The organism is Deltaproteobacteria bacterium (assembly GCA_026388545.1).
Classification (GTDB): Bacteria; Desulfobacterota; Syntrophia; order Syntrophales; family UBA2185; genus JAPLJS01.
In genome coordinates, this window is sequence record JAPLJS010000111.1 from 1 (window position 1) to 11,591 (window position 11,591).

At 46.6% G+C, this 11,591-nt stretch carries 8 protein-coding genes; 4 read left to right on the top strand and 4 right to left on the bottom strand.

All coding sequences use genetic code 11. The features are described 5' to 3' along the window. A partial coding sequence (gene mnmG, locus NTW12_13480; GenBank protein ID MCX5847348.1) for a tRNA uridine-5-carboxymethylaminomethyl(34) synthesis enzyme MnmG occupies window positions 1-1,428 on the top strand: 1,428 nt, incomplete at its 5' end. A 105-nt stretch (window positions 1,429-1,533) separates the two neighbouring features. On the opposite strand, the gene NTW12_13485 is transcribed toward mnmG, so the two are convergent. Both NTW12_13485 and NTW12_13490 read right to left on the bottom strand, forming a co-directional pair. Next, a complete protein-coding gene (locus tag NTW12_13485) occupies window positions 1,534-3,123 on the bottom strand; it encodes an FMN-binding glutamate synthase family protein (GenBank protein ID MCX5847349.1) in 1,590 nt (529 codons plus the stop codon). 74 nt (window positions 3,124-3,197) lie between these two features. Continuing rightward, a complete protein-coding gene (locus NTW12_13490) occupies window positions 3,198-4,211 on the bottom strand; it encodes an NrpR regulatory domain-containing protein (GenBank protein MCX5847350.1) in 1,014 nt (337 codons plus the stop codon). 289 nt (window positions 4,212-4,500) lie between these two features. Here NTW12_13490 and NTW12_13495 point away from each other — a divergent pair, with 289 nt between their 5' ends. Continuing rightward, the gene (locus NTW12_13495) at window positions 4,501-5,748 is read left to right on the top strand and encodes a Glu/Leu/Phe/Val dehydrogenase (protein MCX5847351.1); all 1,248 of its coding nucleotides are present in this window, start codon (window positions 4,501-4,503) and stop codon (window positions 5,746-5,748) included. Between the two features lie 73 nt (window positions 5,749-5,821). Here the strand turns inward: NTW12_13495 and NTW12_13500 are convergent, their stop codons facing one another. Further along, on the bottom strand, window positions 5,822-8,437 hold the full coding sequence (locus NTW12_13500) for a phosphoenolpyruvate synthase (GenBank protein ID MCX5847352.1): 2,616 nt from the start codon (window positions 8,435-8,437) through the stop codon (window positions 5,822-5,824). A gap of 173 nt (window positions 8,438-8,610) precedes the next feature. After that, window positions 8,611-8,991, bottom strand: coding sequence for an isoprenylcysteine carboxylmethyltransferase family protein (locus NTW12_13505; GenBank protein MCX5847353.1), 381 nt, complete (start codon window positions 8,989-8,991; stop codon window positions 8,611-8,613). Between the two features lie 414 nt (window positions 8,992-9,405). On the opposite strand from NTW12_13505, the gene NTW12_13510 reads away from it, so the two are divergent. Next, a complete protein-coding gene (locus tag NTW12_13510; GenBank protein MCX5847354.1) occupies window positions 9,406-9,774 on the top strand; it encodes a hypothetical protein in 369 nt (122 codons plus the stop codon). A 98-nt stretch (window positions 9,775-9,872) separates the two neighbouring features. Next, a complete protein-coding gene (locus NTW12_13515) occupies window positions 9,873-11,483 on the top strand; it encodes a sigma 54-interacting transcriptional regulator (protein MCX5847355.1) in 1,611 nt (536 codons plus the stop codon). Window positions 11,484-11,591: the final 108 nt, after the last annotated feature.

Genomic DNA, 11,591 nt, shown 5'->3' on the forward strand with positions numbered 1-11,591 from the left:
GGTTTGATCCATGTTGGAACCGTGCATTACCCGGCAGGAAGGGCGGGTGAAATGGCTTCCATTCATCTGGCAGAATCACTGAGAAATCTGGGTTTTGAGATGGGCCGTATGAAGACGGGCACACCTCCGAGGCTGCGTGCATCAACAATCGATTTCTCGAAGCTCGAACGTCAGGACAGCGATCCCGATCCGGAACCGTTTTCCTTTGCCACGGAAAAGTTGCGGGAAGAGAGGCTTCCCTCGTATTTTTCCTATACAACGAAAGAAACCCACCGGCTTATCGGAGAAAATATTATGCTCTCCCCACTCTATTCCGGCGCCATTAAAGGGATAAGCGCCCGCTACTGTCCTTCCCTGGAAGATAAGGTGATGCGTTTCTCCGATAAGGACAGGCATCCCGTTGTTCTGGAATTTGAGGGTCTTGATACAGAGGAGGTCTATGCTAAAGGTCTGGGAAACAGCATGCCCCAAGACCTTCAGGAGCAAATTATTCACAGCGTCCCCGGTCTCGAAGAGGCTGAGGTCATGCGTTCGGCTTACGCCATTGAGTACGATTTTGTGCAGCCTACCCAGCTCAGGCAAACCCTCGAAACGAAACTCGTCACAGGATTGTACCTTGCCGGGCAGATCAACGGTACATCAGGGTATGAGGAAGCGGCCGCGCAGGGACTATGGGCCGGCATCAACGCGGCTTGTGCAATACAGGGGAGGCATCCTTTTGTGCTTGATCGTTCCGAAGCGTATATGGGCGTCATGATCGATGATCTTGTTACCAGGGGTGTGGACGAGCCATACCGGATGTTTACCTCCAGGGCGGAATACCGCCTTATTCTCAGGGAAGATAATGCCACAATCCGCCTCATGGGAAAAGGGTATGAACTCGGTTTGATTTCATGTGATCACCATGACCGCTTGAAGGAAAAAATTCGTCAGGTGGAAGAAGGGATCGGTAGGCTTTCATCCATAAAAATTTACCCCGGTGCAGAGGTCAACGCAACGCTTCACACGCTGGGAACTCCGTCCATTAAGAATCCTGTCACACTGTATCAGCTTTTGAAAAGATACGAGATACGCTATGACGATCTCAATGTCTTTGAGGGATGGGAGCCAATAACCGATAAACTGGTTAAAAAGCAGATCCAGATCGAGGCAAAGTATGAAGGTTACATCAAACGGCAGATTGAAGCGATCGGGAAAATGAAAACGATGGAAGGGAAAAAAATCCCAAAAAATATGGATTACGGCTCCGTACCGGGGCTTTCCAAAGAACTGCAGATAAAGCTCGCCAGGGTAGAACCTGCCACCATAGGACAGGCGGAAAGGATCCCGGGAATGACGCAGTCGGCGCTCACCGCAATCCTGATTACAATGAAAAAGATGGAACTGGACGCGGCTGCCATGAAAAAAAATAAAACACCGTCATCCTGAACGGATGAGACATGTCAGATATCTTTTTTTATCCTAAAAATGCCTAAGGCCCCTCTACGCAACAGCGCAGAGAGGCCTTAGGTTCAAGCCCGATAAAAAATCAGATTACATGGATAGTATTTTTTCGGCCTCTTTCCGGTAAGCATCCATGACATAGGGTATGCCTGATATCTTGGTCGCCTCCTCTGTCAGTGACATTATATCTTTTCGGGATACAAGAGAAAGTGTGAAGTTTCTACTTCCCGCCAGAAGCTGCTGCAGGCCTGCTTTAAACTTCTGGATGAATGTGTACAAGCCTATGGCGCCATAGGGAATATTTTTCATTTCTTTCCCGTATTTCATCTTCAGATCTTCGTAGTTGACAAAGATCTCTTCCACGGTAGTCCCGTATTTGGAAACTGTCTTCGGCAGGTCTTTCGCCTTTAACCATTCCCCGATGTTTTTCCCGACCATGCCGGGAATCATCAAGGCCCTTCCCATACAAACCGCTTTGACATAAGGGCTTCCCATTGCTATAGCCTTGAACACCCCATCCTCTGATGAGAATCCGCCGGCAACCGCTATATCGGGAACTTTAATCTTCTTTTTCTTAAGTTCTTCACAGAACTGGTAAGTAAGGCAGTGGAGATAAAAGCTGGGGATACCCCACTCATTCATCATCGTCCAGGGGCTCATGCCCGTTCCACCCGGTGCTCCGTCTATCGTGAGGAGATCTATCCCTGCCTCCGCCCCGAACCTTAGGGCCATGGCAAGTTCGACAGCCGAATAGGCCCCCGTCTTCAGGGTAACCCTTTTGAATCCAACCTTGCGAAGTCGTTCTACTTCCTTCAAAAAGGCTTCTTTGGTAACAAAGCCTACACGCGAGTGTCTCTCGAATTCTTTGATCGCTCCATCTTTGAATGCCGCCTGGTTTTCAGGAAGAGTCGGATCAGGCAGGACAACATACCCTCTCTTTTTCAGCTCGATTGCCCTTTCCAGGGAACCGACCTTAATTTCTCCGCCGATACACTTGGCGCCCTGTCCCCATTTGAGTTCAATTGTATCCAGTTTATGTTTATTGAGTACATACTCCGCTACACCGAACCTCGTATCCTCAACGTTCATCTGCACGAGGATTTCACCATAGCCTTCATAGTAGCGATTATATGTTTCAATACGGCGATCCATTTCCGGAGACTTTTTGACCTTTCCCTTTCTGTCCAGCTCAAGCCCAGGATCAATCCCGCAGACATTCTCGCCGCACACAATGGTGATACCGGAAATAGCTGCCCCCACGGCAAAATGCTCCCAGTTTCTACGGGCAATCTCCGTCGAACCCAAGGCGCCTGTAAATATAGGGAGGCGCATCTTCACCTTTTTCTTCCATCCATATTCTGTTTCCGTGTTTACAGCAGGAAAGATCGCTGTATCGGGACCAGCTTCAACGCCTTTTGGTAATCCCTCTGCACCTACGGCATAACCCTGGATGCTGAGATGCGAATAATCAACAGGGTAGTTTTTGTCGGCGCCGGCCGATATTTCCCCAAAGCCAATCGGATACAGTACCTCACGCCCCCTGAACGCTGCCAACCATGCTTCACAACCACCCCTGCAACCGTCAACACATCGCGTACAGACTCCCGACATAGGCACCACGTCTCTCGATCGGTTAAATGTTCCTGTTGCCTCGTTTGCATTTGGTCTTCTAAGATTCATGCCTTTACTTCTCCTTCCTCTTATTAGTGGTATTATTTCAGATACTTTTCTTAGTACCGATAAAACTATTTACTTCAAATCCCCCTGTAAATATCGGAAAATTTACGCAGATCCTGAAAATCCATCACTGCGGCCATCCCGCGATTTTCTGTCTGGATCCCCGCCTCCTGTGCGCAGGCAATCGGGTTGAGTCCTCCTGTGAGAATCAGTCCCACTTTATTTAAATCCACATGTACCTGACACACAGGTTCGCTCACTTCACCGATGGAAAGAACGCCGCCTATTCTTACTTTATTGAGCTTGAACACAAGCTCCTCGACAAGGGTCTTGCATGGTGCAGGAATTTCCCTGAAGTTTGCCAGGATATTACCCTCTCCCTGTTTAAGAACGCTACGCACCGAGGTCATTTTTGCCATAATGAAGGTTTCTGATGGATCGAGTGAGGAGCCGGAATAATAAATAAGTTCAACAAACCTGCGCGGTTTCCTGTCTTTCATCTGCAGAATACCCGCAAATTTTGAGTCCATGGGAATGCCGGCCTTCAGCAAAACGCCATTGATTACAATACTGCAGACCGTAGCCAGACCTACCTTCCCTGCGGGTACAGTAACACTGCCCAGTTGTCCGTTCTCACGGGCAACCGCCACGAGGTCACTCACTGCTATCCCTGCATCAAAGGCCGGTCTCATTACCTTCAAGGCATCTTTAAATCGATCCTTTGGAAAAAGAGAGATATTCACGGGAAGAACACCACAGCTATTCACAGGGTCAAAGGTTGTCCTGTAAGCCAGAATCTCAATACGTGAGATGGCGAGGCCCACTTTATCCTGCACCATTGCATGACTGACTTCGTCAACTCCTCTGTCCGTGACGATTCTTCCTTCCCTTCTGCTCACAAGACGAGTCAGTCCCTTTTCATCCATAATTTTTAGATGATACCGTACAGCCCTTTCACTCAATGTTACACCGAAATCCTGCATGCGCCTGGCAATAAGCCTTGCGCCAACGGGCTCCCCGCTATCTTTGAGAATTTGCAGGATGAGGACTATCTTTCTTTCAATTTCTTCGGGATCAAATAACTTTTTCATAAGGCAATCGGCAATGGTTTGCCGACGCTTCTAACAATATTATGCTCATTTGTCAACAATAATGTCATATAGTCCACACTAATTTGTGCACAATTGTCCTATTTCTTATGCGACAATTCCATCGATTATCCTTTCTTTCCATATAGTTTATTTGATATAGTGAACCCAATAATAAATGATTCTTAATGATTTTACTTACTTGTCATGTATTTCTTTTTTTGTAAGAACGCGGCAGAAATGATAAAATCGCTTCTCAGAAAACATATATAATCACAGGGAGGAAAGTTGCATGGTTAAAACGAGTCCATTCAGTATTGCCAAGAGACAATTGGATCAATGCGCAAGAATTTTAAATCTGGAACCTGGTACTCATGAAGTGCTTCGGGCACCTGTGCGAGAACTTCATGTATCCTTGCCTGTGCGCATGGATGACGGTGCGATAAAGGTATTCCAGGCTTTCAGAGTCCAGTACAACGATGCAAAAGGTCCGACCAGCGGCGGAATCCGCTTTCACCCGGAAGAATCGATAGATAATGTTCGCGCCCACGCAGCCTGGATGACATGGAAGTGCGCACTTCTCGATTTACCTCTTGGCGGCGGAAAAGGGGGCGTCATCTGCAATCCCAAGGAAATGTCACGGGGGGAACTGGAACGTTTGAGCCGAACATACGTGGACAGAGTATGGCAGATCATCGGTCCTGAACAAGATGTTCCTGCTCCCGACGTATATACAAACCCACAGATCATGGCCTGGATGCTGGATGAGTACTCAAAACTCTGCGGGAAGAATCAGTTTGGCGTCATTACGGGAAAACCGGCGTCTCTCGGCGGTTCCGAAGGCCGTAGCGATGCTACAGCTCGGGGCGGCCTTTATACTGTTCGTGAAGCGGCGCAAGAATGCGGCATTGATCTATCGCAGGCAACAGTCGCGATTCAGGGGTATGGCAATGCAGGCTATCACGCAGCCCGTTTGGCTACATCCTTATTGGGTTGCAGAGTGTTAGCCGTAAGCGACTCCAAAGGCGGTATTTACGGTAAGGACGGGCTCAATCCGGAAGCAATCGGCATCCATAAGGCAAAAACATCTTCAGTCATTAATTTCCCCGACACAAAATCGATATCCAATGAAGAAATCCTGGAACTCGATGTGGACATCCTCATACCTGCTGCCATGGAAAACGTAATAACGGAAGCGAACGCCCCGAAGATCAAAGCAAGGATTATCGCCGAATTAGCCAGCGGACCGACCACTACAGAAGCCGACGATATCCTCCATAGGAACGGCATTCATGTGATACCGGACTTCCTGTGTAATGCCGGAAGTGTTACGGTGTCGTACTTTGAAATGGTTCAAAACGCTTATATGTACTACTGGGAACTGGAAGATGTCCACAAGCGTCTTGATAAGAAAATGACAACGGCATACCATTCAGTCCTCAATACTTCCAGGAAGTATAATATCAATATGCGGCAGGCCGCCTATGTGGTTGCAGTCGAGCGTGTCGTTGAAGCAATGAAACTTCGCGGCTGGGTGTAGCAGAACACGCTTCGGGAGTGACGATCTGAAAAAATCGTTTAGTTTTAAGAACGGCCGGTTTCAGAAAGCCTTCTCACTCAATATAGCAAATTGCTTTCTGTTTCTGCGGATCGGCAACAACTTTAGCATATCGTCCTCCGGTTGTCGCCGGCAGATCAATAACCCGAATCACACCTGTGAATTTTGCAGCATCTGGCAGGAGGTCTAAGAGAACATTGGGTGAGTTATCGAAGAACTCATTATTGAAATCTGCTTCCGGCTCATTTGGATAAACCGGCAAATAAATAATCCTTGCCTCTACCAAGTCCAGAAAAAAGTGAGTGCCGTAAGAAAATTCAGGTAGGTGCCCTGCCTCCTCACGAGCCATTTCAACAAGAACAGATGTATTATTTATATCGACGTAACTTACATTGACGCCAAGATCAATATTGCTGCTTCCCCATCTGCCCGGTCCCATCATCATTATCTTGCCTTTGACAATCACTGGGTGCTCATTGATAGATCCGACAACCCGACCCAGGGACTTTTTCACATCCGGGTCCTCAACGGCAGCATAACGTTTAGGGTCAATGTACAGAATATAGCGGATGTCGGAAATAACCCCTCCACTTATGGTACGGCCTGATTTGTACAGTATGCGATCCTTAGGCAACTCATCGGGAAAGGTCACCGGACCGACCGATCCCGGTATAGTCATCGGTCGGCATTGCAGCAGATTGATCCGGACATTGCCGCCGGTATCGACGGAAGAAGTAAATTCTGTGTCCAACGGATGTCCGTAGGCTTTTTCGAGCTTCATCAGCATAGCGTCCATGATCTTTATGAAATCCGTACGACCGATCAGGTTGTTAAATGTAAGGACAAGCTCCTCTGAGGAGCTGTCCAGTCGTCCTGTGAAGGGATCGATCAGATAGTCATCTTTCAGTAAGGACACGAGAAGGTGAAGATTCGGGTAGTCCCGGTCGGCCAATATATCTGTTACAAACATGGTTACGAATTCATTTTTTTCCAAATCAAGGATATCCGCCTCCCATTGGGAATACTTTGCAATACGAACTCCATACTCCGGTCTGAGTTCCGGATGACTTACGGCTATCATCCTGGGATAATCATTTCCGACCCTGTTCACAGCCCGCGTCCCCAGTCCGAATACAAGACGGATCAATCCCTTTTTCGCATTTATGCGATCTGTCCAGGCATAAAGATTCCGCGAACAGGCAACACCGGCGAGGCTCGGGAAGAAGTATTTTTTATACGGCATTCCTGAAACACGCTGCACCAGGATAGCCATCTGTTCATCTCTGTCCTCCAGTCCCATGGCCCGCCGGTAGGATAGTGCGTCCGGGTTCGTGGCGCTGGCATAGACAAGTTTCACAGCCTTCAAAAACGCTTCCAGGCGTTCCCCGGAACTGCCCTGATTTGCGCAAAATTCACTACGGTACTTGCCGGCAAAGGCATTGCGAAAACTATCTTCCAGGAGGCTGCTGGACCTGACAATAATCGGCGCCTGTCCGTAGTAATCCAACAGGCTGCCAAACTGTTCAATGATCTCTGGGGGGAACTTGCCTTCGAGGAAACGCCTTTCCACTTCTTCAAATTCATCACGAGAGATGTGGGAACTACGGGTCAACTGCAAGCGCAGACGAAAAAGGTCATTATTTACCAGGAAGGTAAAGAAAACATCTGACCCTATATAAAATGAATCGTGAGCTTCGAGGAATTGTGAAAAATCTTCATCATCCTCCCCATCGGCCAGGATACGCCGTGCCAGAAGCATCCCCGCTGCCTTTCCACCAATCTGACCGGATCCGATCAATCGGTCCCTGATACCCAGAAGATCACTGATTTTGAAATGGGAGTCTGCCAGCTTGTTGAATTCGGGATGGCTCCCTATCATCATCCGTAAAAGCTCCTGCTTGAGGGCGGAGATCTCCGGTGTGGTTTCCCGCAAATCCTGCTCCGACTCCTGGTATTGCAACAGTTTCCTGAATACGCTTTCCCACGGGGCTATCGATTTCGACATTGTGTGGAGAGGTTTTCTGCTGGCCCTTACGGATACCGCGGCGGCATCCCCGCTGTGAAAGACAGGAACCAGTGCTGTGTCAGACATCATGTGAGGAAGAAACATCTGCGGAGAGTATCTGTCCCACACTTTCAGCGGATGGAGATACATCATTCCCTGTACGTGGTAGACGTCGATTAGCAACTGGGTCGTGTCTCTGATCCTTGCGACGGCGCTGTGGGAATGCTGGCCGCGTGTCAAAGCAAAATACGCAACTGTATCCAGTTCAAAGAGATAGGGACATGTAACCTGGAAAAAGTTTGCCAGCAGCTCGTCGGTTGCCCAGCGAACGACGAGAGCAGAGAGATTATCAAATACGTAGAAGGTTTCTCTGCCAAATGATTCGATAATCTTATTGACTTCCCCACTAAAGGTATCGAAACCAACTTCCGGATTCAAATTGATTATGGTAAGTCCGGCTCGTGATTCAAGGATCTCCGGGTGAGGTGCAAAACGGAGATAAATGCATTTCCGCCCATCGTTAATAGCCTGATTTGCAAACGGCTCGGCGAAATATTTATACTCATCGAGATGGTCCACCTGCCATACGACATTGTCACCATACCGTAGACCCTGAAGTACCTCATCAAGTGATGCCAGGCCGCTTTTTATGGTTTTTGTTTTCATCGTGTATTCAATGAGCGTCCCAATCATGCTTTTACTAAATATATACGCATGGTTGAAAATGCTAAAAACGAAGTTAACTCAAATATGCCGCATTTCCGAGGATCGACCTTCCGAAACCCAATATTTCAAGAAAAATGAATTTAAGAATACCACGTATTAAGGGGTAAGTTAATTTAAAAATAACTCTGACGCTCCGTATAAATAGAAACTATACTGAGGTTCCCTTTAATCTTAAACATCGGAAAGGAAAAGAACATGGGAACCCTCTTCTTATATTCCAGATAAACCTCACCCAAACGCTTTTCAAGTTCCGGTTTTTCAACGGCCTTCAATTCGATAATAACGAACGCAAATAAAACGGGTGTAAAGACAAGGGAAAGTGAGATCGATTTCAAAAATACTCCCACCCCGAATAGTGTAATCAACATTCCGGACATCATGGGATTTCTCACGTAGGCATACGGACCGGTATCCGCCAGCGCAGGTGGTGGCTTAAGATGAGTTGCTTTACGATATACAAAATTGATTATGCTTTCGCGAAATCTCATTCTCATAGGCACTGCATTGCCTGCATCTTAAATCGATAAAGAACATTTTTGTTCCTCATTAACTCTAATAATGGTCTTGTTTTTGCATTAACAATACATACTCGTGTAAAATAGAAATAATAATATCAATTTTGTACTAAATATGGTAGAATTTACCACGAATTAAAATAAATGCACAATACAATCTTTGCTTGAAAGTAACTTGTAATACAAATTTGATACCCGTAGTCCTATGGCATTGATATTTCATTGTATTTTTAAATGTTCTGGTCAGCTTCATTTTTGGGGCTTATCATTATAAAGTAACGACTTGCTTCTTTGTGGAATAAGAATAAGAGCGCTAGACGTTGCAGGATAATGAAAGTTTAGAGTTCAATAAAATGATTAATTGCTTTCCAAACACGATCAAAGGAGGAGAAAATGTCTATCAATTGGGGGCCATTCTTTATTGTTCCTTCTGAGTCACAAAAGACTCTTTCGGGAAGGGTTGTTTTGAGGGAAAGTTACGATGAAGAATTGTTGAACAAGGAATTGGATCAGCTCGGATATTCAGGTGCTGCAATTAAGGCAACAAATCCGTGGTACTACCGTAAAAAGAACACCGATTCCTGGATGAAAATCGCTGAATCATCAGACAAGCAAAACAATTTCTCCGTTCCCTGGGATACAACAAAATTAGAAAACGGCGAATACCAGATTCTAGGTGTGATGCATGTATTTATCAAGAAAGGCGAACAGGAACAAGTTATCGCGAGACAGAACATAATGGACGTTACGATTAAGAAGTAGGACACGATACAAGTCATTGTAATGATAAGATATTATATAATTACGCTCTATGATTGTAGTATCTTTTGTATCGTGGACAGGGAGGTTTTGCATTCTATATGACGAAACAAATATGGAGTCCGTCACAGGTTGGTACGGCGGGTGGCAAAGAGTTAAGTATTCATAACTACGAAGAACTCGCCGCTCTCCATGCTATTGCCAAAATCCTGGCACAGCCCAAGGAACTGCGAGGCCAACTGGAACAGATATTGAAGGAGTTGAGCGTTCGGCTGGGTATGGAACGGGGTATGATTTCTCTTCTTGATCGGGAAACAGGGGAAGCCTGGCTTGACATTGCCCATGACGTCAATATTCAGGGACTTGAAGTAACGTATAAACCCGGTGAAGGCATTACCGGAAAAGTGGCACAAACCGGCCGCCCCATGGCGGTTGCCAATCTCGGCAAGGAAACGCACTTTCTTGACCGTACAGGTGCGAGGCGTTTACTGAACAGATCAGAACTTACTTTTCTCTGCGTGCCTATTATCTATGATGCACGGGTCGTCGGCGTGGTATCTGCGGATAAAGTAGCACGCAATGTGGAAAATCTTGATCGCGAACTGGCCATGCTTTCATCAATTGCTGAACTTATTGCCAGAGCTGTCCATACGCGTGCCCTTGAAGAAGAAAACCGCCGCCTGAGAAAGATCGTCGGTCGCACACATTCCCCATCTGTTGATATTATCGGAAAATCCAGGGCCATGCAGGAAGTCTTTGGACTTATCGCCCAGGTAGCGGATACAAACACAACTGTATTGATAAACGGAGAAACCGGCACCGGAAAGGAATTGGTGGCGCGGGCAATCCATGTGAATAGCTTGCGGAAAAACGGTCCCCTTATTTATGTAAATTGTGCCGCCATGCCGGATACCCTTATAGAAAGCGAGCTCTTCGGTCATGAAAAAGGCGCTTTCACGGGAGCTTTGCACCAGAGGAGGGGACGTTTTGAGGAAGCCCATGGCGGTACTATCTTTCTCGATGAAGTCGGCGAACTGTCTGCGGCAGCTCAGGTAAAGGTATTGAGGGTTCTGCAGGAAAAACAAATCCAATCTTTAGGTTCATCGAGGATCGTAAATGTCAATGTTCGCGTTATTACTGCGACAAATCGCAATTTAGAGCAGGACATAACTTCAGGGCGGTTTCGTAACGATTTATATTACCGTCTTAATGTGTTTCCGATTTACATGCCACCCCTTCGGGAGCGGGGCACCGATATAATTATGCTGGCGGATCATTTTGTTTTGAAATTTGCCGGAGAACTCGGAAAACCGGTTAAGCGAATTTCTTCACCCGTACTGGAATCGTTTCTGGCGTATCAATGGCCGGGCAATGTGAGGGAGTTGGAGAACTGTGTGGAAAGGGCCGTCTTACTGGCAACGGGAGATACCATTGAAGTATTTCACCTGCCTCCCTCTCTCCAGTTGAAAACCAAAGATGGAGAAAAGAAAGAACCGGGCAAGTTGAGAAATGTTGTCGAAAGTCAGGAGAGAACTCTTATTATCAATGCCCTGAAGGAAACCCGGGGAAATCAGAGCAAAGCGGCGCAATTACTGGGCACAACAAAGAGAATCGCCCAGTATAAGATTCAAAAATTTGGAATTGACCCCTGGCAGTTTCGCCCGAAGCGGACTGTATCAACAGCACATACGGCTGAAAATGAAGACTCGTAGACCGATATATAACAATTTTGTTATTAATTATAACAAAGTAACATATATGTTATTTTTTATTGCGGAGGGAATTATTTCACTGGATGGGACATGTAATCTTACCTTCAT